Raw genomic sequence first — 19266 nt, 5'->3', positions numbered from 1 at the left:
CGGAGAGCTCTCAGGCGGGGAACGCGATCCACACGTCCGGCGGCAGGTCGGGCCGCCCCGGCACGGGCCTGCGCTCCTCGCTCCACGCGCCCGGGGCGATCTCCCCGGCGACGCGGCGCCAGAAGCGTACGGCGGCCGTGTTGGCGTCCTGGAAGGCCACCTCCCAGGAGCCGGGGTGCCTGGCCGTCACCTGCCGCACGGCGCGCAGCCCGATCCCCGACCCCCGCACGCCGCGTACGACGAAGAAGGCGCTGAGGACGCGCGTCCGCGCGGTGAGGCCGCGGACGAGAGCGAGACCGGCGGGGCGTTCGCCGCTGGTCAGCAGGTACGCCGCCCAGTCCGGGTCATGGAACGCCGCCTGGAGCCGCTCCCCGCGGAAGGTCCCGTCGGGATTGGGCAGCACTCTGCCGAATTCCGACATGTCATGCCGGAACATCAGCCACAGACGCTCCAGTACGGGATGGTCGGCGGCATCGGCAAGGCGGACGGCGAGATCGGGCATGACGGGTCCTTCACGACAGGAACGGGAGCAGGAGCGGAAGCAGGCGCCGGAAGCAGGCACTGGAAACGGGGCCTGAAAACGCCGAGAGCCTCCCGGCGGAATGTCCGGCCGGGAGGCTCTCAGTAGTGCACGGATAATATCAAGGCCCCTATACCGCAGTAGTAGGGGGAAATTGGCCTGTCCCCGGCCGGCCAGGCCGCGCGTACGGTGACGGCAGCCCCACCCGAGGTGCGCCTCGCGGTGGCAACCCCCCGATCGAGGAGACCCCGATGCGCCTGTCACGGTTCCTCCGCGCCCTCCCGGCCCTGGTCCTGGGCCTCGTCCTGCTGTCGCCCACGCCGTCCGCCCACGCCGGGGCGAGCGGGGTGAGCACAGTGAGCGCCGTGCGCGTGCTCCGGTACGACGCGAGCCGGGCGGCCGAGTTCCGCACGGTGATCGACCAGGCGGCCCAGGTCTGGAACGCCAGTGTCACCAACGTCCGGCTCGTGGCGGGCACACCGGCCGACTTCACCGTGCTCGCCGACAACGGCTGGCCGCGTACGAGCCGCACCAGCCTCGGCCGGGGCACCATCTGGATGGGCAGGGAGGCGACGAGCGAGGGCTACTACCCGCTGCGGATCGCCACGCACGAGATCGGCCACATCCTCGGCCTGCCCGACCGGCGCACCGGCCTGTGCTCCGACCTGATGTCCGGTTCCAGCGCCCCGGTGAGCTGCACCAACGCCAACCCCAGCGCGGCGGAGCGCAGCGCGGTCAACGCCAACTTCGCCGGTTCCGCCCTGCTCGGCGGATCCGCGGCGCTCTTCGTCGACCGCCCGGACGCCGCGCGCCTGGCTCCAGCGGCATAGGAGCAGGGTAGGAGCGGCGTAGGAGCGGCGTACGCACCGCGCCCCCCGGGTAGCGTGGCGGGCATGCGGATCGAGGACTACGCCCTCGTGGGCGACATGCAGTCGGCCGCCCTCGTCGGCCGGGACGGCTCGGTCGACTGGCTGTGCCTGCCGCGCTTCGACTCCCCGTCGTGCTTCGCCCGCCTGCTCGGCGACGAGTCCAACGGCTTCTGGCGCCTGGCCCCCACCGGCCACGAGGAGGCGGCCCGCCGGGCGTACGCCGGGGACACGCTCGTCCTGGAGACCGTCTGGGAGACCTCAACCGGCGCGGTCAAGGTGATCGACTTCATGCCGCCCCGCTCCGCCAACCCCGATCTCGTACGGATCGTGGAGGGCCTGTCGGGCACGGTCGAGATGAGCACCGAGATCCGCATCCGCTTCGACTACGGCCGCATCGTGCCCTGGGTCCGCCGCACCGGCGGCCATCTGCACGCCGTGGGCGGGCCCGACTCGGTCTGGATCCACTCCCCCGTCCACCTGCGGGGCGGCGACTACCGGCACGAGGCGACCTTCACGGTCTCAGCCGGGGAGCGGGTGCCGTTCGTGTTCACCTGGCACCCCTCCCACCATCCGGAGCCCGAACGGATCGATCCCCTGGAGCAGCTTGCCGAGACCACGGCCATGTGGGAGGCGTGGTCGTCCCGGTGCGGCTATCAAGGCCCCTGGCGCGACGCCGTGGTCCGCTCGCTGATCACGCTCAAGGCCCTGACCTACAGCCCGACCGGCGGGATCGTCGCGGCGCCGACCACCTCGCTGCCCGAGCACCTCGGCGGGGTGCGCAACTGGGACTACCGCTACTGCTGGCTCCGCGACGCCGCGATGACGCTCGACGCACTGACCGGCTCGGGGTACGTCGAGGAGGCCGACGCCTGGCGCTCCTGGCTGCTGCGGGCCATCGCCGGCCGCCCGGAGGACATCCAGGTCCTGTACGGCGTGGCCGGCGAGCGCCGCCTGCCGGAGACGACGCTCGACTGGCTGTCCGGCTACGAGGGGTCCCGGCCGGTGCGGATCGGCAACGGCGCGGCCACGCAACTCCAGCTCGACATCTACGGGGAGGTCGTGAGCGCGTTGTACGAGGCGCGCAAGCAGGGCATGCCGCCCGACGACCACGCCTGGGCGATGATCACCGCGGTGATGAGGTTCTTCGAGAACAACTGGGACCAGCCCGACGAGGGCCTGTGGGAGGTGCGCGGGCCGCGCCGCCACTTCGTCCACTCGAAGGTGATGGCCTGGGTCGCGGCCGACCGCATGGTCCGGGTGATCGAGGAGCTGGGCCGGGAGGGCGACGTGGAGCGGTGGCGGGCGCTGCGTGACCGCATCCACGCGGAGGTCTGCGAGAAGGGCTACGACCCGGTCCGCAACACCTTCACCCAGTCCTACGGCTCAACCGAACTCGACGCCGCCCTCCTGCAGATCCCCATCGTCGGCTTCCTGCCCCCCGACGACCCCCGCGTCACCGGCACCATCGACGCCGTCGAACGCGAACTCATGACCGACGGCTTCGTCCTGCGCTACCCCAGCCCCGAACACAACCCCGCCGAACACAACCCCGTCGACGGCCTCCCCGGCGGCGAAGGCGCCTTCCTCGCCTGCAGCTTCTGGCTCGCCGAAGCCCGCGCCCTCACCGGCCGCCACACCGAAGCCGTCCACCTCTTCGAACGCCTCATCAACCTCACCAACGACGTCGGCCTCCTCGCCGAGGAATACGACCCCCGCACCAGACGCCAACTCGGCAACTTCCCCCAAGCCTTCAGCCACATCCACCTGATCAATACGGCGCTGGCTCTCCAGTAGCCGTCAGGGCGTCTCAGGCAGCGGGCCGTCGGCGTGCGGGACCCGCTCGGCGGGGATGACGCCCAGGCGTCCCGCCTGGTAGTCCTCCATCGCCTGGATGATCTCGGCGCGGGTGTTCATCACGAACGGGCCGTAGTGCGCGACCGGCTCGCGGATCGGCCGCCCGCCGAGGAGCAGCACCTCCAGCGCGGGCTCGGCCTGCGGCTGGGCGGTGTCCGCGGCGAGGGTCAGCGACCCGCCCGGGCCGAAGAGGGCGAGCTGCCCCTTGCGGACCGGCCGCCGCTCGGCGCCCACGGAGCCCTGACCGGCCAGCACGTAGGCGAGGGCGTTGAAGTCCGGGTTCCAGGGCAGGTCGAGCCGGGCGCCCGGGCTGACGGTCGCGTGCACCATCGTGATCGGGGTGAACGTGACACCGGGGCCGGCGTGCCCGTCCAGGTCTCCGGCGATGACCCGGAGCAGCGCGCCGCCGTCGGCCGAGGCGAGCAGGGCCGCCTCACGCCCCCGGATGTCCTGGTAGCGGGGCAGGTGGAACTTGTGCGCGCGGGGGAGGTTGACCCACAGCTGGATACCGTGGAAGAGCCCGCCCGAGACCACCAGGTGCTCCGGGGGCTTCTCGATGTGCAGCAGGCCGGACCCGGCGGTCATCCACTGGGTGTCGCCGTTGGTGATGGTGCCGCCGCCTCCGTTCGAGTCCTGGTGCTCGAAGACGCCGTCGATGATGTAGGTGACGGTCTCGAAGCCGCGGTGCGGGTGCCACGGCGTGCCCTTCGGCTCGCCGGGGGCGTACTCGACCTCGCCCATCTGGTCCATGTGGATGAACGGGTCGAGCAGCGACTGCGGCACCCCGGCGAACGCGCGCCGTACGGGGAAGCCCTCGCCTTCGAAGCCGCTGGGGGCGGTCGTCACCGACCGTACGGGGCGGGGTCCGGCGACGGCCGGATCGGGTGCGGCGACGCGGGGCAGGGTCAGGGTGTCTGCGGTGACGGCGGGCATGGCCACCTCTCCTGGTTTAAAGTTCAACTTCTTACGCGTTGAACCAAGCCCGCCCGCAGGACATTCCCCACAGCTCAGGACCGGCGGCTCAGGACCGGCCGGCGATGCGGGCGAGGAGCCGGGCGAACTCCGGCGGCGGCGCGACGACAAGCCGGGTCTGCCCGTCGTGGCTGATCAGGTCGGCCTGGATGCGGGTCAGCTTGCCCCGGCGCCACCAGTACACGTGCGGGCTGAGCCCGTCGGCGTGACCGGCGTGCTCCCGGTGGGCGAACAGCCGCAGCCGCTCGATCGCCCGCACCACCCCGATGCCGGCCACCGGATGCACCGCGACCAGCCCCCGGTGCGGCAGCACGGCGAGCATGCCGTCCTCGGGCACGTGCGTGTGGGCGGGCAGGCGGCGCAGATGGGCGGCCGCGCTGGGCGCGGCCAGCAGCGTGACCTCGGTGCCGCCCAGGTCCAGCCGGGACACCGTGGGCCGCTCGTCGGCCAGGGCGTTGCCCACCGCGACGTCGAGCGCCTCCCCCGGCGGGATCGGCCAGCAGAAGGCCTCCTCGGGGCGGACCGGGCGGGCGCCGATCGTCAGCACCTCGATCAGGTCGGCGCTCAGGTGGCGGCCGATGATCCGGGACGGGTCGGGAAAGGCCGGGTCGTCGGCGGCGTGCACCCGCGTGCGCAGCAGCGGCTTGATCGGCTTGAGGTTGCAGGCGTCGAACGGCTCGCCCGACACGGCGTGGGCCAGATGCTCGGAGACCAGCATGGGCCAGTCCTCGCGGGTGCGCCGGGCGGCCTCACGGCGCAGGCCGACGAGGTTCACGACCCGCTCGCGCTCGGGGGAGGCCAGCGTCATCGACGTGCCGTCGGCGGCGAACCCGCAGGTGTAGCCCATGGTCTCGGCGACCAGCCCCAGCAGGGAGTCGAGATCGACGTCCTCGACGGCTCTCGGAGCGGGATCGTCCGGCCGCGTCCGGCTGAGCAGTCGCCGCAAGAGTCCCAACGCACCATCCCTTCGCCACCGCCCGGGCGCCTCCGGGCGCGTCTCAGGTTGCCGCGTCCGAGTCGCGGAATGCGCCCGAGGCTGGGCACGATTCGGTCACAATAGCCACATTCGTCTCCAACCACATACTCAGTTGTGGTGATCCATGCCCGACGGGCAGCCCCGCGAGGACCGGCACACCCAGGGGCGACAGGCGTTCGGCCAGCACCGGCAGCGGATCGCCGCAGTCCACCCACGACCCGAGCACGATTCCCGCCGCGCCGTCCAGGCAGCCCGCCTGGAGCAGCTGTGTCACCATCCGGTCGATCCGGTACGGCTCCTCGGTCACGTCCTCCAGCAGCACGATCCGGCCCTCCCCCCGCATCGCGTACGGCGTGCCGCACAGGGCGGCGAGCAGGGCGAGGTTGCCCCCTGTGAGCCGTCCCTCGGCCCGTCCCGGCACGATGACGCGGTCGCCCGTGATCGGGGCGGGCGTGCCGCCCTCGAACAGGGCCTGCCGCAGGCAGGCGAACGTGACCGGTTCGGGCCCCTCGGGGTCGCTGATCGTCGCGCAGGCCGGCATCGGCCCGAAGAGCGTCGCCAGGCCGAGCCTGTCGGCGAAGGCCCGGTGCAGCGCGGTGACGTCGCTCGACCCGAGCAGGATCTTGGGACCGGCCGCCGCCATGGCGTCCCAGTCGAGCAGCCCGAGGAGCCGGGTCACGCCGTAGCCGCCCCTCGCGCAGATGACGGCCGCCACCCCGGGGTCGCACCAGGCCGCCTGGAGATCGGCGGCGCGCTCGGCGTCCGGCCCCGCGAGATAGCCCTCCCGGGCCCGCACCGACGCCCCGTACACGACCCGCAGGCCCAGCGCCTCCAGGACCGCCCCGCCGCGCTCCAGCCGTACGGGATCCACCGGGCCGGCGGGCGCGACCAGCGCGACGGTGTCTCCCGGCCGCAGCCGCCGTGGCGCCTCCGGCACCGTTACCGAGGCGACACCCCCCGCCCCGCCGCGGATGCGCTCGCTCACCCTTCAAAGGGTGTCAGACTTAGCGGTATCTATGCGACCTCCGACGCACATCCTCGTGGTCAACGGCGTCAAGGTCCGTCGCCCGGTGTTCGTGATCGCGGCCCCGCACTCCGGCGCGGACCTGCTGGGCCGTGCGCTCAAGCGCTCCCCCGGCTTCCACGTGACCATGGGCAGGGGCCCGGTGACCCGGGTCGTCTACGCCTTCGCCCGGAGGCCCTCGATCGCCCGCAGCGGCGGGGCGCCCCGGGTGCTGCGCGACGTGCTGGCGGAGGCCTGGCAGGTCGTCCCGGCGTCCTGCGCGGAGTGCACGACCGCCTGCCGGGAGGCCGGCGGCATCATCGGCGCCGGGCCCTGCGTCGGGCCGGGGACGCTGACGCGGTTCGGCGACGCCAGCCCCGACCTGATCTACAGCACGCCGGTGCTGCTGCGGGCGTTTCCGGACGCCCGGTTCATCCAGGTCGTCCGCGACGGCCGTGACGTCGTCGCCGACATGCTGGCCGACCCCGCCTGCATGGCCTGGGTCAAGCCGCACATGCTGAGCGAGGACGCCGAGTTTCCCAACCCGTTCCTCGGCGTGCGCTCGGCCGAGCACCGGCAGCGCTGGGCCGAGATGCCGGCCGCGGGCAAGTGCGCCCTGCGCTGGCGCGGCGCCGTACGGCTGAACGCGGCCCTGCGCCGCGAACTGCCCGCCGAGCACCTGCTCACGCTCCGGTACGAGGACCTGGTGGCCGCGCCCGGCGAGGCGATCGACGCGGTGTCGTCCTTCCTGGAGACCAAGGTCTCGATGATCGCGTTGTACGGCGCGACGATCCCCCGGCCGGGCGGCTGGCGCACGCGCCTGTCCGGCGAGGACGCCGAACTGGTGGAGAAGGTGGCCAGGGAGGAACTCGCCCGCCTCGGCTACCGGTGAACGCCTTCCGCGTTCAGGACCCGCCGGACCCCGAGCCGGTGAACTGGGTGCGGTACAGCTCGGCGTAGGCGCCGCCCCGCTTCAGCAGCTCCTCGTGCCGGCCCTGCTCGACCACCCGGCCGTCCTCGATGACCAGGATCGCGTCGGCCTCGCGGATGGTCGACAGCCGGTGGGCGATCACGAGCGAGGTCCGTCCCCGCAGGGCCGTCTTCAGCGCCTGCTGCACCGCCGCCTCGGACTCGGAGTCGAGGTGGGCGGTGGCCTCGTCGAGCACGACGACCCGGGGCGCCTTGAGCAGCAGCCGGGCCAGGGCGATGCGCTGCTTCTCCCCGCCCGACAGCCGGTATCCGCGGTCGCCGACGACCGTCTCCAGCTCCTCGGGCAGGTTCTTGACCAGGTCGGCGATCTGGGCCGCGCGCAGGGCCTCCCAGACCTCCTCGTCGGTCGCGTCGGGGCGGGCGTAGCGGAGGTTGCTGCCGATCGTGTCGTGGAACAGGTGGGCGTCCTGCATGACCACCCCGACCGTGTCCCTGATGCCGTCAAGGGTGGCGTCGCGGACGTCGAGCCCGTTGATCCGCACGGCCCCCTCGTCCACGTCGTACAACCGGGAGACCAGCGAGGTGATGGTGGTCTTGCCCGCGCCCGAGTGGCCGACGAGCGCCACCAGCTCGCCCTCGCGGGCGGTGAACGACACGCCCTTCAGCACCTCCTGGGAGGGACCGGTGTCCGGGCGGGCCACCGACTCCAGCGAGGCCAGCGAGACGTCGGAGGCGGCCGGGTAGCGGAAGCGCACGTCGTCGAACTCGATCGTCACCGGCCCGTCGGGGATCGGCCGCGCGTCCGGCTTCTCGGCGACCATCGGCTTGAGGTCCAGGACCTCGAAGACCCGGTCGAAGCTCACCAGCGCGGTCATCACGTCGACGTGCACGTTCGACAGGCTGGTCAGCGGGCCGTAGAGGCGCATGAGCAGGGACGACTGGGCGACCAGGGTGCCGAGCGCGAACGCACCCGAGATCGCGAGGGAGCCGCCGAGTCCGTAGACGAGCGCGGTGGCGAGCGCGGCGACCAGTCCCAGCGCGATGCGGAACACCGCGCCGTACATCGCGACGATCACGCCGACGTCGCGGACCCGGCCCGCCCGCTCGGCGAAGTACGCCGCCTCGTCGTCCGGCCTGCCGTACAGCTTGGTGACCATCGCCCCGGCCACGTTGAAGCGCTCGGTCATCACCGAGCTCATCTCGGCGTCGAGCTGCATCTGCTCGCGGGTCAGTGCCGACATCCGGCGGCCGACCCACTTGGCGGGGAAGATGAAGATCGGTAACAGGACCAGCGCGACCAGCGTGACCTGCCACGACAGCACGATCATGGTGCCGAGCACCAGCACCAGGCTGATCACGTTGGAGACCACCGACGACAACGTGCTGGTCAGCGCCCGCTGCGCGCCGATGACGTCGGTGTTCAGCCGGGAGACCAGCGCGCCGGTCTGGGCCCGCATGAAGAACGCCACGGGCATGCGCTGGACGTGGTCGTAGACCTCCGTGCGCAGGTTGTAGATCAGGCCCTCGCCGATGCGCGCGGAGAACCAGCGCTGCGCCAGGCCGAGCCCGGCGTCGACGACGGCCAGCGCGGCGATCGTGACGGCGAGCCACAGCACCACCTGGACCCGCTTGGGCATGATGCCCTCATCGATGATCGCCTTCATCAGCAGCGGGTTGGCGACCACGATGACCGCGTCGACCACCACCAGCGCGAGGAACCCGGCGATCTGCGCCCGGAAGGGCCGCGCGTACCCGGCGATGCGCCGGACGGTCCCCGGCGCGATGCGCTCCTTCGTCACGGAGCTGTCACGCCGCAGGGACCGCATCACCTGGAAGCCGTAGCCCCCGTTCATCATCGACATATGCCGTACATCCTCCCAGGCGTGCAGCGATGGGAGGACTCCCCCGATTCCCCCGTCAGCTCGAAGCGAACAGCGCCCGTCAGTCCGACGCGAACAGCGCCCTTCAGTTCGACGCGAACAGTGCGCGGATGCGCGCCACCTGTTCGGCCCGCTCGGCGGCGGCCTGCTCCTCCAGCGTGCGCCCCGGCGCGGCCCGCAGCAGGCGCTTGGTGGCGGTCGCGGCTGCATGGTCGGTGGCCAGCAGCGCGGCGGCCAGGTCACGGGTGGTCTGGCCGAGCTCGCCCGCCGGCACCGCGATCTCGGCCAGGCCGAGCCGTACGGCCTCCTCGGCCCCGACGACGCGGGCGGTCAGGCACATCTCGATGGCGCGGGGAACCCCGACGATGTCAGCCAGGGGCTTGGTCCCGGTCAGGTCGGGAACCAGCCCCAGCGCGGGCTCCTTCATGCAGAACTTCACGTCGTCCGCGACGACACGCAGGTCGCACGCGAGCGCGAGCTGGAAGCCCGCCCCGATCGCGTGGCCCTGCACGGCCGCGATCGACACGATCTCCGGCCTGCGCAGCCACAGGAAACCCCTCTGTGCCTCCGCGATCAGCCTCTCCAGCTCGGTTTCGCCGAGCGCCGCGGCGCTCGCGAACGATTCCTGCCCGGGCACTCCCTCGGGCGTGAACATGCGCAGGTCGATTCCGGCTGAGAAGGACGGCCCCTCGCCTCTGACCACGACCACTCTCACCCGCTCCGGCAGGGTGTCCCCTATCCGGGCCAGAGCCGACCAGGTCGCGAACGTCTGCGCGTTGCGCTTGTCCGGCCGGTCCAGGGTGACGGTCGCGATCTCGCCGTCCACCTCGCAGCGCAGTCCGATCTCGGCCGGCGCGGCCGCCGAGACCGTCGACACATCGGAGCCTTCGCCCGTCTCAGGGGCGTGCTCCGGATCCCCCCCCACTGCCGCTTCCGCCATGCCTGCTCCTGCCTTCGATGAGGAGCCACGTCGCCTCGCACGGCCGGTCCGGTGCGGCGCACCGCCCGTGCCGGGCGTCCGCGCTCCTGTTCGACCCGCGGTCGTGCCCGAGCCTACCGAACGACGTTCTGGTTAGCCGGACCCGGCCACGCCCTCTCACAGGAACGAGCGGCTGCGGTCGCGCGTCTTGAGGTGGATCTAGCGCTTGGACTTGCCCCGGGTCGCCCCGCCGCGCCCGCGCAGAGTCACTCCGGACTCGCTCAGGATGCGGTGGATGAACCCGTACGACCGGCCAGTCGAAGCGGCCAGAGCGCGGATGCTCTCACCCGCGGAATAGCGCTTCTTGAGATCGCTGGCCAGCTTTTCCCGGTCGGCCCCGGTCACCCGGGTGCCCTTCTTCAGAGTCTCGGCCACGAGTACCTCCTGTAGTGCCAGACTTCCGCAGCGTTACTTCAGCCCATGATCAGTCATTTCGACGGGATCGGCTACCTACTCCGCGGGAAAAGATCCCTACCCGCTCAAATTAAGATCAGGCAAGCGCCACAAGATCGGAAAATTCGTCGCTCCATGCGTCTTCCACTCCGTCTGGCAGCAGAATCACCCTATCCGGCTTCAGCGCCTCCACGGCGCCCTCGTCATGGGTGACCAGCACAATCGCGCCCGTGTAGGAGCCGAGGGCGGTGAGCACCTGATCACGGGAGGCCGGATCGAGGTTGTTGGTGGGCTCGTCGAGCAGCAGCACGTTGGCGCTCGACAGCACCAGCGTGGCGAGCGCGAGACGGGTCTTCTCACCGCCGGACAGGACCCCCGCCGGCTTGTCCACGTCGTCGCCGGTGAACAGGAACGAGCCGAGCACCTTGCGCAGGTCGACGTCGGCGAGGTCGGGGCCCGCGGAGCGCATGTTCTCCAGCACGGTGCGCCCGGCGTCGAGGGTCTCGTGCTCCTGCGCGTAGTAGCCGAGCTTGAGCCCGTGGCCGGGCAGGACCTCGCCGGTGTCGGGCGTCTCGATGCCGCCGAGCAGGCGCAGCAGGGTCGTCTTGCCCGCGCCGTTCAGGCCGAGGATGACGATCCGGGAGCCGCGGTCGACGGCGGCGTCGACGTCGGTGAACACCTCCAGCGAGCCGTACGACTTGGACAGGCCGCGGGCCGTCAGCGGCGTCTTGCCGCAGGGCGCCGGCTGCGGGAAGCGCAGCTTGGCGACGCGGTCGGACCGGCGCTCGCCCTCCACGCCCGACAGCAGCCGCCGGGCGCGGCGCTCCATGTCCTGGGCCGCCTTGGCCTTGGTGGCCTTCGCCCGCATCCGGTCGGCCTGGGACAGCAGGGCGGACGCCTGCCGCTCGGCGTTGGCGCGCTCCCGCTTGCGCCGCTTCTCGTCGGTCTCCCGCTGCGCCAGGTAGGCCTTCCAGCCGACGTTGTAGGTGTCGATGACGCAGCGGTTCGCGTCCAGGTGGAGCACCCGGTTTACCGTGGCTTCAAGAAGGTTGACGTCGTGGCTGATGATCACCAAGCCGCCCTGGTGGGAACGCAAAAATTCGCGAAGCCAGCCGATCGAGTCCGCGTCGAGGTGGTTTGTGGGCTCGTCGAGCAGGAGAGTCTCCGCCCCGCTGAACAGGATTCGCGCCAGTTCGACCCGCCTGCGCTGCCCTCCGGACAGGGTCTGCAGCGGCTGGCCGAGAACCCGGTCGGGCAGCCCGAGGCTGGAGGCGATCGAGGCCGCCTCCGACTCCGCCGCGTAACCGCCGAGGACGTGCAGGCGGTCCTCCAGCCGGCCGTACGCGCGCACCGCCCGGTCGCGCACGCGCTGGTCGTCGGCGGCCATCCCGGTCTCGGCCGCGCGCAGGTCGCGCAACACCTCGTCGAGCCCGCGGGCCGACAGGATCCGGTCGCGCGCCAGCACGCTCAGGTCTCCCGTACGGGGGTCCTGCGGCAGGTAGCCGACGCTGCCGGAGATCGTGACCGAACCCGTGGCGGGCAGGCCCTCACCCGCGAGGACCTTGGTGAGGGTGGTCTTGCCGGCGCCGTTGCGCCCGACCAGCCCGATCTTGTCGCCCGGGTTCACCCGGAACGAGGCGCCCTCGATGAGCAGGCGGGAGCCCGCGCGAAGTTCGACGTCGGTAGCGATGATCATGATGGAGGGGACACTCCCGTGGGTGATGCGGACAGGACCGGTGCCGGGAGCGATCAGTCGGGAGCGCTCATGGGCTCAAGTGTAGTGCCGCCGTCACCGCGACCGGCTTCGTCGAGCCCCGCCCGCCGGTCAGGGGTCGAGCAGCCGGATCCGTACGGCGCGGAACAGGTCCGGTGCGCCCTCCAGGACGGCCAGCCGCGGATCGGGAACGGTGAGGAACGGCCCGGCCTCCAGGGCGAACAGCGGCGCGAGACGCCGGTCCTCCCTGATCTCGTCGACCGCCCGCCGGTCCCCGCCGAGCACCACCGCCTCCAGGTCGGCCAGCCGCGGCGTCAGCAGCCGGACGGCCACGTCGGCGGCGGCCCGCAGCGCCTCGGCCGACTGCTTGTCCCTGCGCCGGGCGAAGCGCTGCTGGGACCATCCCCCCGCCGCGCTGCGCCCGTGGACCTGACGCGACCCGACCTTGGCCGCGACCAGGCGGGTGCCGGTGAAGACGCCGGCGGCGTGCCCGCCGAGCCGGGCCAGCAGCACGCCGACGGTCCGCTCGCGGCAGGCGTGGGCGACCAGCGCCGCCGCCGGAGCCGGCAGGGCCGCCTCGCTCTGCCCGGCTCCGGGCGGCGTGACGAGCGGCGTGACGAGCGGCGTGACGAGCGGCGTGACGGGCGGCGTGACGGGCGACGGGCGCAGCGGCGGGAACGGCACGTGGCATTCGGCGACCGCGCCGTCGGCGGCGTCGAGGCGCACGACGTCCGGCAGGGTGACCGCCTCGATCGCGCCATGCCGTGCGGCGAAGCGCGTGATCCAGCCCGCGAGCCGCTCGGGGGGCACCGAGACCCATCTGCCGCCTCCGGCGGCGGGCCGTCCCGTCATGGCTGATCAGCCTACCGGTGTGGTCGTTTGCCGGATTCCGTCCAACTCGCGGGGAAATGTAGGTGAATTTCCCCCTGTAAGGGTCAACGGCCCCGGGGAGCCGCCCCACAATTCACCCCGTGACGCTCCCCTCCTCGCCGGCGTCGCCGGTCGCCGCGTCCGTTCCGGGCGCCCCGTCGGCATACCATCCGGACGACCCGCAGGGACACCACCCGGCGGGCCTCGTGCGGCGGTACACCCCCGCCGCCTCCGCAACCGGGCCCCTGCCCTCGTCCTTCGTCCCGGGGACTCCCCACACCGGTCTCCATAGCAGTCCTCACAGCACTCCGCCCCGGCCGCCCGTCCCGTTGTTCCTGCCGGTGGTCGACCTCGATACCGGCGGCGCGATCGCCGTACAGGTGGTCCCCGAGGACCCCGCGTGGGGCGCCGCTCCGGACGCCGTCACGTACGCCATGCCGGACCCGGGCGGCGTGACCGGCGGTGTGGCTGCCACGGTGAACGGCGTGCTGGCCGCGGCCCGCGAGGAGACCGCTCTGCCGCTGGTGCTGCCGATCTCCGCCGCCGTGGTCGCCGCCGGGTCGGCCGGCACGGCGCCGCTGCACGAGGCGCTGCGGATGTGCAACCGCCGTCCGCGCGAGGTCATCTTGATGATCGAGGGCGATGTCGCGGCCGTGGGGCGCACCGCCCTGCTGTCCGGAATCGACGGCCTGCGAGCGGTGGGCTACCTCGTCGCCTTCGGCGAGCTCGGCACGGCCCCGCTGCCGCTCGACCTGCTCGCCGACGCCGCGCCGTACGTGATCGCGCTCTCCGCCGATCTGCTGGCGCGGGGAACGCGCGACCCCCGGCGCGGCGCGCTCGTGGAGTCGCTCGTCCGCCTGGCGCGCGGCGCCGGGGCGCACGTGCTCGCCCCCGGCGTACGCGAGGAGACGCAGCTCGCGGCGGTGCGCGGCTGGGGCATCCGGCTCGCCCAGGGCCCCCTGCTCGCGCCGCCCGACTGGCGGCCCTCGCACGGCCACAACCGCGTCCATGTGCCGCTGCCGGTGCCGGAGGCCGAGGCCGCCCCCGCCGCGCCGGGCCTCATGGGGCCGGGCGCGAGCGGATTGGGACCACGCGTCCAGGAGTTCCTGCTCCCGGCGGTGACGCTGCCGGCCGGCTCGACGGCCGAGGAGGTCGTCGGCGTGCTCAGCGCGGAGCCGTCGATCACGAGCGTGGTCCTGGTGGACGAGTACCAGCGCCCGCAGGGCAGCGTCGACCGCAGCCGGTTCCTGCTGTTCATGGCCGGGGCGTACGGCCACGCCCTGCACGCGAAGAAGCCGGCCAGCCGCCTGGCCGACCCCGCGAAGATCGTGGCGAAGACCACCCCGGCGATCGCGGCCATGCAGGTGGCCGGGCGCGACACCACCCGCGCGTACGACGACCTGGTGGTGGTCGACGAGGTGGGCCGGTGCATGGGCGTGGTCCGGATCAGCGACCTGCTGCGGCACGTCGCCGAGATGCAGGCCGCCCGCTGACCCGCCCGGCGGCGGGTCAGAGCCAGCCCTGCGCCTGGGCCTTCCGCACGGCCTCGATGCGGTTGCGCGCCCCGGTCTTCTGGATTGCCGCCGACAGATAGTTGCGCACGGTGCCCTCCGACAGGTGCAGCCGCAGCGCGATGTCGTTGATGGTCGAGCCGTCCGCGGCGGCCGACAGCACGTCCCGCTCGCGCGGCGACAGGGGGTTCGGCCCGGCGCTGAGCGCCGCGGCGGCCAGCCCGGGGTCGATCACCCGCTCGCCCCGGAGCACCCGCCGGATGGCGGCGGCCAGGTCGCGCGCCGGGCTGTCCTTGACCAGGAACGCCACCGCCCCGGCCTCCATCGCCCTGCGCAGGTAGCCGGGCCGGCCGAAGGTCGTGAGGATCACCACCCGGCACCCGGGGACCCGCCGGCGCAGCTCCTCGGCGGCGGCGATGCCGTCCCTGCCGGGCATCTCGATGTCCAGCAGCGCGATGTCCGGCCGGGTCGCCTCGGCGACCGCGACCGCCTCGTCGCCGTTCGCCGCCTCCCCCACCACCTCGATGTCGGGCTCCAGGCCGAGCAGCGAGGCCAGCGCGCCCCTGACCATGCTCTGGTCCTCCGCCAGCACGACCCTGATCATCAGGCCAACCTATCCGCGACGATCTCGGGAGTGAGGTCCGGGGGCGGGGCGACCGCGATCCGCACCCGGAACCCCCGCCCGCCACTCTCGACCTCCAGGTCGCCGCCCGCGGCGCGGGCCCGCTCGCCGAGCCCGGTCAGGCCGTTGCCCGGCCGGTACGGCCCGCCCCGCCCGTTGTCGGCGACCTCCAGCGCGGCGCCCCGCTCGCCGTACGACACGGTGATCTCGCAGCGGGTGGCCCGGGCGTGCCGTACGACGTTGGTGGTGGCCTCGCGCACGGCCCAGCCGAACAGGCCGTCGAGGTCCTCGGGCAGCGGGGCGCCGGACGTGCGGACGGTGAGGGCGATCCCGGCGGCGGCGAGGGCGGCGCGGGCGCCGTCGATCTCCTCCGGCAGCGAGCTGCGGCGGTAGCCGGTGACGGCCTCGCGCACCTGGAGCAGCGCCTGTCTCGCCACCGCCTCGATGTCGGCCACCTCCCCGGCCGCCTTCGGCGACCCCTGCTCGGCCAGCCGGCGGGCGAGCTCGCTCTTCAGCACGATCAGCGAGAGGCCGTGTCCCAGCAGGTCGTGCAGGTCGCGGGCGATCCGCAGCCGTTCCTCGGCGGCGGCCAGCCTGGCCACCTCGCTCTGCGCCTCCTTGAGCTTGTCGATGAGCACGCGGGTGTTGCGGACGCTCATGAACAGCACGCCGAGAGTGGCGCTCTGCAGCACGAGCATCCACAGCAGCCCGTCCTCGGCGCCGATCATCAGGCCGTCGGCGATCAGGACCGCCGTCATGGCCCCGATGCCGAGCACGGCGCGCCGGGGCGGCAGGGCCATCGCGTAGACGACGGCCAGGTAGACCGGCAGGGTCAGCCAGCTCTCGCTGCGGAACACCAGCGGGAAGACGGCCCCCATCAGGGTCGCGAGGCCGAGCAGGGGGAACATCCACCGGGGGCGGTGGCCGAGGCCGCGCGGCCCCAGCACGACCGTCAGGTAGACGCCCACGAAGGCCGCGAGCGCGACCATCCGCCAGACCGCCTGCGCCGTTCCCACCCTGCCGTCGATCACCTCGGCCACCGGGTAGAACAGGTAGATCAGGCCGAGCGACATGCCGATCAGCCGCCGCAGGCGGTACGGGCCGTCGTCCGGTCCGCCGAAGCTGAAGACCTTGGCCAGCCGGCTCATCGCGTCGTCCCTCCGCTCTCCGCCGGGTCAGGCACGCACCACGGCGCGGCGGTAGGCGAGCACCGCGACGGCTCCCAGCGCGACGGCCCAGGCCACGATGCCCGCCACGTCCGACCCGTACGGCGCCTGCCCGGCGACGATGCGCCACCCGATGCCCGCGTAGTCGTACGACGGCAGCACTTCGGCGACGTTCCGCATGGCCTCCGGCATGAGCGACGTGGGGATCCACAGGCCGCCCAGCAGGGCCAGGCCGAACATGGAGATCATGGCCACGGGCTGGGCGGTGTCGGGCCGCAGCGCCGAGCCGATGGCGAGGCCGAGCGCCACGAAGGGGATGGTCCCGATCCACATGAACGCGAGCAGCCCGATCCACTGCCCCACCGGCAGCGACACGTGCTGGGTGAAAACCGCGGCCAGTCCCACCAGCACCAGCGCGGGCAGCACCAGCAGCAGGGACGCGACGAGCTTGGTCGCGAGGATGGCCCAGGCGGGCAGCGGGGTGATCTGGAGCTGCCGCAGCCAGCCGCTGTGCCGCTCCTGCGCCCAGGGCACGGCCGTGGACATCACCGACGAGGCGAGCGCGCCGTACGCCGCCATGTTGACCATCAGCAGCACGCTGCCCTTGATCCCGGTGGCCTCGTCCGTCTGCGCGCCCCACAGGTTCGAGTACAACAGGTAGAAGCCGAGCGGGAAGGCGACGACGAAGATGACGTACCGCTTGTTGCGCAGCATGCGCAGCACTTCGACCTTCAGGTAGTGCGGCATCGTCACGACTCCTTGGTGAGAGCGAGGAAGGCGTCCTCCAGGTCGGCCCCGTGGACCTGGAGATCGCGCACGTCGAGGGTGGTCTTCCGGTACAACGCCTCGACCGTCGCGTCGAGGTCGGTGGTGCGCAGCGTGACGCGGCCCGCCTGGAGCTCCACGCCGGTCGTCCCCGGCAGGCTCGCAAGGCCGGCGGCCGGCTGGTCGCCCAGCCGGAAGCTCACCGACTGCCCGGCCACTCCCGCCTTGATCTCGGCGGCGCTGCCGTCGGCCACGACCCGCCCCCGTGCGATCACGACGACCCGGTCGGAGTTCTCGTCGGCCTCCTCCAGGTAGTGCGTCGCGAACAGGATCGTGCGCCCCTGCGCGGCGTACCGCCGCATGTTCTCCCAGAACGTACGGCGGGACTCGACGTCCATGGCCGCGGTCGGCTCGTCGAGCAGCAGCAGCCTCGGCCCGCCCGCGACCGCCAGGGCGAAGCGCACCCGCTGGGTCTGCCCGCCGGACAGGCGGTTCGCCCGGCGCCCGGCCAGCTCGGTCAGGTCGGCGAGCCGGAGGATCTCCTCGCGCGGCAGGGGGTTCGGATAGAGCCGGCGGACGAAGTCCACGGTCTCGGCCACGGTCAGCTCGGGGATCAGCTCGCCCTCCTGGAGCATCGCGCCGATCTCGCCGTGGGCGACCGCGGTCTCCGGCGGCTCGCCGAAGACCCGGATCTCGCCCGCCGAGGGCCTCAGCAGGCCCAGCAGCATGTTGATGGAGGTGGACTTCCCGGCCCCGTTCGGCCCGAGGAGCGCGACCGTGCTACCGGCCGGGACCTCCAGGTCGAGGCCGTCGACCGCGAGCACGTCGCCGTACCTCTTGGTGACGTCCGTGAAGGAGATGGCGTTCATGCCGACAAAACTAGAAGCGGGCCGGGAAGGGCGGCAGTGGGATGCCTCCGGCCTCCGCGATGACATATGTCATCGCGGGCGGCCGTCGCGGCGCGTCAGAGGCGGCAGGCGAAGATGGCGGTGACGAGGATCGCCTTGGCGCCGATCTCCCAGAGCTGGTCCATGACCTGCTGGTGGCCCTTGCGCGGGACCATCGCCCGCACCGCCACCCAGCCCTCGCGGTGCAGCGGGGAGACGGTCGGCCCCTCCATGCCCGGGGTGATGGAGATGGCCTCGTCGATGCGCTCGGCCCGGATGTCGTAGTCGATCATGACGAAGTCGCGCGCCACCAGCACGCCCTGCAGGCGGCGGATGAGCTGCTGGAAGCCGTTGGCCTCCGGCGCCCCGGCCCGCTTGATCAGGATGGCCTCGGAGTGCGCGATCGGCTCCCCGAAGACCTCCAGCCCCACGTTGCGCAGCGTCGTGCCGGTCTCCACCACGTCGGCCACCGCGTCGGCGACGCCGAGCCTGATCGCGGTCTCGACCGCGCCGTCAAGCTTGATCACCCGGGCGTCCACGCCCTGGTCGGCGAGATACTTGCCGAGCAGCCCGGCGTACGAGGTGGCGATGCGCAGGCCGGACAGGCCGGCGACGCCGGAGTGGGCGCCGGCCGGGGCGGCGAAGCGGAAGGTGGACCGCCCGAACCCGAGCGGCATGACCTCCTCGGCCGGGGACCCGGAGTCGAAGAGCATGTCGCGCCCGGTGATGCCGGCGTCCAGGGTGCCCTCGCCGACGTAGACGGCGATGTCGCGCGGGCGCAGGAAGAACAGCTCACAGGAGTTCTCGGAGTCGACGACCACGAGTTCCTTGCTGTCCCTGCGCTGGCGGTAGCCCGCCTCTTTCAGGATGGTCTGGGCGCCCTCGGAGAGCGCGCCCTTGTTCGGTACGGCGATGCGCAGCATGAGTTGAAGATCCTTTCAGGCAGGACGAGGTCGATCGGTCTTTCGGACATCCGGGGCCGCCGCGGCGGCTACAGATGCTTGTAGACCTCGTCCAGCCCGATCCCGCGGGCCAGCATGAGCACCTGGACGTGGTAGAGGAGCTGGGAGATCTCCTCCGCCGCCCGCTCCGCCGACTCGTGCTCGGCCGCCATCCAGCTCTCCGCGGCCTCCTCGACGACCTTCTTGCCGATGGCATGGACGCCGGCGTCCAGCGCGGCCACGGTGCCGGACCCCGCGGGCCGGGTCCGGGCCTTGTCTGCCAGCTCGGCGAACAGCTCTTCGAAGGTCTTCATGGTCTCTCTCGGAATCGTGGGGCCTGGGTCGTGTCCGGCGAATCATGCCCTGCTGCGCGTGGTCCAGGCGGCGCCTCGCTGCGTTGTCGTCGTCGCCGAT

Annotated in this window: 19 protein-coding genes; 4 read left to right on the top strand and 15 right to left on the bottom strand. The window is 72.5% G+C overall.

All coding sequences use genetic code 11. The features are described 5' to 3' along the window. Nucleotides 1–10: 10 nt before the first annotated feature. Nucleotides 11–502 carry a GNAT family N-acetyltransferase gene (locus tag F5972_RS17650; protein ID WP_150934661.1) on the bottom strand — a complete coding sequence of 164 codons (492 nt, stop codon included), beginning with the start codon at nt 500–502 and terminating at the stop codon, nt 11–13. A 269-nt stretch (nt 503–771) separates the two neighbouring features. On the opposite strand from F5972_RS17650, the gene F5972_RS17645 reads away from it, so the two are divergent. Together F5972_RS17645 and F5972_RS17640 are read left to right on the top strand one after the other, a co-directional pair. After that, nucleotides 772–1350, top strand: coding sequence for a snapalysin family zinc-dependent metalloprotease (locus F5972_RS17645; protein WP_150934660.1), 579 nt, complete (start codon nt 772–774; stop codon nt 1348–1350). Nucleotides 1351–1413: 63 nt separating this feature from the next. Beyond that, entirely contained in the window at nt 1414–3183 is a 1770-nt protein-coding gene (locus F5972_RS17640; RefSeq protein ID WP_150934659.1) for a glycoside hydrolase family 15 protein, read from the top strand. 3 nt (nt 3184–3186) lie between these two features. Here F5972_RS17640 and F5972_RS17635 read toward each other — a convergent pair whose 3' ends face one another. The 3 genes from F5972_RS17635 to F5972_RS17625 form a co-directional block, all read right to left on the bottom strand. Next, nucleotides 3187–4176 carry a pirin family protein gene (locus tag F5972_RS17635; protein ID WP_150934658.1) on the bottom strand — a complete coding sequence of 330 codons (990 nt, stop codon included), beginning with the start codon at nt 4174–4176 and terminating at the stop codon, nt 3187–3189. Nucleotides 4177–4264: 88 nt separating this feature from the next. After that, on the bottom strand, nt 4265–5170 hold the full coding sequence (locus tag F5972_RS17630) for a hypothetical protein (protein WP_225311597.1): 906 nt from the start codon (nt 5168–5170) through the stop codon (nt 4265–4267). A 43-nt stretch (nt 5171–5213) separates the two neighbouring features. Continuing rightward, on the bottom strand, nt 5214–6176 hold the full coding sequence (locus F5972_RS17625; RefSeq protein ID WP_225311596.1) for a S66 peptidase family protein: 963 nt from the start codon (nt 6174–6176) through the stop codon (nt 5214–5216). Nucleotides 6177–6207: 31 nt separating this feature from the next. Here F5972_RS17625 and F5972_RS17620 point away from each other — a divergent pair, with 31 nt between their 5' ends. Then, entirely contained in the window at nt 6208–7086 is an 879-nt protein-coding gene (locus F5972_RS17620; protein WP_150934657.1) for a sulfotransferase family protein, read from the top strand. A 13-nt stretch (nt 7087–7099) separates the two neighbouring features. Here the strand turns inward: F5972_RS17620 and F5972_RS17615 are convergent, their stop codons facing one another. The 5 genes from F5972_RS17615 to F5972_RS17595 all read right to left on the bottom strand — a co-directional run bounded on the left by F5972_RS17615 (nt 7100) and on the right by F5972_RS17595 (nt 12942). After that, on the bottom strand, nt 7100–8986 hold the full coding sequence (locus F5972_RS17615) for an ABC transporter ATP-binding protein (RefSeq protein WP_150934656.1): 1887 nt from the start codon (nt 8984–8986) through the stop codon (nt 7100–7102). A gap of 103 nt (nt 8987–9089) precedes the next feature. Next, nucleotides 9090–9944 carry an enoyl-CoA hydratase/isomerase family protein gene (locus tag F5972_RS17610; RefSeq protein ID WP_150934655.1) on the bottom strand — a complete coding sequence of 285 codons (855 nt, stop codon included), beginning with the start codon at nt 9942–9944 and terminating at the stop codon, nt 9090–9092. A gap of 198 nt (nt 9945–10142) precedes the next feature. Beyond that, complete coding sequence (locus tag F5972_RS17605) at nt 10143–10358, bottom strand: helix-turn-helix domain-containing protein (protein WP_030904785.1); 216 nt, start codon at nt 10356–10358, stop codon at nt 10143–10145. 115 nt (nt 10359–10473) lie between these two features. Continuing rightward, nucleotides 10474–12072, bottom strand: a complete 1599-nt coding sequence (locus F5972_RS17600; RefSeq protein WP_150934654.1) for an ABC-F family ATP-binding cassette domain-containing protein — start codon at nt 12070–12072, stop codon at nt 10474–10476. A 129-nt stretch (nt 12073–12201) separates the two neighbouring features. After that, nucleotides 12202–12942 (bottom strand): acVLRF1 family peptidyl-tRNA hydrolase, encoded by a 741-nt coding sequence (locus F5972_RS17595; protein ID WP_150934653.1) that lies wholly within the window; start codon nt 12940–12942, stop codon nt 12202–12204. 119 nt (nt 12943–13061) lie between these two features. Between F5972_RS17595 and F5972_RS17590 the strand changes: the two genes are divergently transcribed. Continuing rightward, nucleotides 13062–14453 carry an EAL domain-containing protein gene (locus F5972_RS17590; protein WP_225311595.1) on the top strand — a complete coding sequence of 464 codons (1392 nt, stop codon included), beginning with the start codon at nt 13062–13064 and terminating at the stop codon, nt 14451–14453. Nucleotides 14454–14469: 16 nt separating this feature from the next. On the opposite strand, the gene F5972_RS17585 is transcribed toward F5972_RS17590, so the two are convergent. From F5972_RS17585 to F5972_RS17560, 6 genes are all read right to left on the bottom strand, one after another. Next, entirely contained in the window at nt 14470–15075 is a 606-nt protein-coding gene (locus F5972_RS17585) for a response regulator transcription factor (protein ID WP_150934652.1), read from the bottom strand. After that, the gene (locus F5972_RS17580; protein ID WP_150934651.1) at nt 15075–16241 is read right to left on the bottom strand and encodes a sensor histidine kinase; all 1167 of its coding nucleotides are present in this window, start codon (nt 16239–16241) and stop codon (nt 15075–15077) included. Before F5972_RS17580 ends, F5972_RS17585 begins: the two co-directional genes overlap by 1 nt. A gap of 27 nt (nt 16242–16268) precedes the next feature. Further along, nucleotides 16269–17006, bottom strand: coding sequence for an ABC transporter permease (locus F5972_RS17575; RefSeq protein ID WP_150934650.1), 738 nt, complete (start codon nt 17004–17006; stop codon nt 16269–16271). A 2-nt stretch (nt 17007–17008) separates the two neighbouring features. Next, nucleotides 17009–17893 (bottom strand): ABC transporter ATP-binding protein, encoded by an 885-nt coding sequence (locus F5972_RS17570; protein ID WP_150934649.1) that lies wholly within the window; start codon nt 17891–17893, stop codon nt 17009–17011. Nucleotides 17894–17988: 95 nt separating this feature from the next. After that, nucleotides 17989–18834 (bottom strand): ATP phosphoribosyltransferase, encoded by an 846-nt coding sequence (gene hisG / locus F5972_RS17565; protein ID WP_150934648.1) that lies wholly within the window; start codon nt 18832–18834, stop codon nt 17989–17991. Between the two features lie 68 nt (nt 18835–18902). Further along, nucleotides 18903–19166 (bottom strand): phosphoribosyl-ATP diphosphatase, encoded by a 264-nt coding sequence (locus tag F5972_RS17560; protein ID WP_150934647.1) that lies wholly within the window; start codon nt 19164–19166, stop codon nt 18903–18905. Nucleotides 19167–19266: the final 100 nt, after the last annotated feature.

The sequence above is a fragment of the Microbispora cellulosiformans genome (assembly GCF_008728085.1).
GTDB lineage: Bacteria > Actinomycetota > Actinomycetes > Streptosporangiales > Streptosporangiaceae > Microbispora > Microbispora amethystogenes.
This window is presented reverse-complemented; position numbering and strand designations above follow the sequence as displayed.

Excerpts from the sequence above, each read along its gene's own strand:
- F5972_RS17620 (WP_150934657.1), top strand. The coding sequence starts at position 6,208 with ATGCGACCTCCGACGCACATCCTCGTGGTCAACGGCGTCAAGGTCCGT.
- F5972_RS17580 (WP_150934651.1), bottom strand. The coding sequence starts at position 16,241 with ATGAGCCGGCTGGCCAAGGTCTTCAGCTTCGGCGGACCGGACGACGGC.
- hisG (WP_150934648.1), bottom strand. The coding sequence starts at position 18,834 with ATGCTGCGCATCGCCGTACCGAACAAGGGCGCGCTCTCCGAGGGCGCC.
- F5972_RS17645 (WP_150934660.1), top strand. The coding sequence starts at position 772 with ATGCGCCTGTCACGGTTCCTCCGCGCCCTCCCGGCCCTGGTCCTGGGC.
- F5972_RS17560 (WP_150934647.1), bottom strand. The coding sequence starts at position 19,166 with ATGAAGACCTTCGAAGAGCTGTTCGCCGAGCTGGCAGACAAGGCCCGG.
- F5972_RS17570 (WP_150934649.1), bottom strand. The coding sequence starts at position 17,893 with ATGAACGCCATCTCCTTCACGGACGTCACCAAGAGGTACGGCGACGTG.
- F5972_RS17600 (WP_150934654.1), bottom strand. The coding sequence starts at position 12,072 with ATGATCATCGCTACCGACGTCGAACTTCGCGCGGGCTCCCGCCTGCTC.
- F5972_RS17635 (WP_150934658.1), bottom strand. The coding sequence starts at position 4,176 with ATGCCCGCCGTCACCGCAGACACCCTGACCCTGCCCCGCGTCGCCGCA.
- F5972_RS17650 (WP_150934661.1), bottom strand. The coding sequence starts at position 502 with ATGCCCGATCTCGCCGTCCGCCTTGCCGATGCCGCCGACCATCCCGTA.
- F5972_RS17585 (WP_150934652.1), bottom strand. The coding sequence starts at position 15,075 with ATGATCAGGGTCGTGCTGGCGGAGGACCAGAGCATGGTCAGGGGCGCG.
- F5972_RS17575 (WP_150934650.1), bottom strand. The coding sequence starts at position 17,006 with ATGCCGCACTACCTGAAGGTCGAAGTGCTGCGCATGCTGCGCAACAAG.
- F5972_RS17595 (WP_150934653.1), bottom strand. The coding sequence starts at position 12,942 with ATGACGGGACGGCCCGCCGCCGGAGGCGGCAGATGGGTCTCGGTGCCC.
- F5972_RS17640 (WP_150934659.1), top strand. The coding sequence starts at position 1,414 with ATGCGGATCGAGGACTACGCCCTCGTGGGCGACATGCAGTCGGCCGCC.
- F5972_RS17615 (WP_150934656.1), bottom strand. The coding sequence starts at position 8,986 with ATGTCGATGATGAACGGGGGCTACGGCTTCCAGGTGATGCGGTCCCTG.
- F5972_RS17610 (WP_150934655.1), bottom strand. The coding sequence starts at position 9,944 with ATGGCGGAAGCGGCAGTGGGGGGGGATCCGGAGCACGCCCCTGAGACG.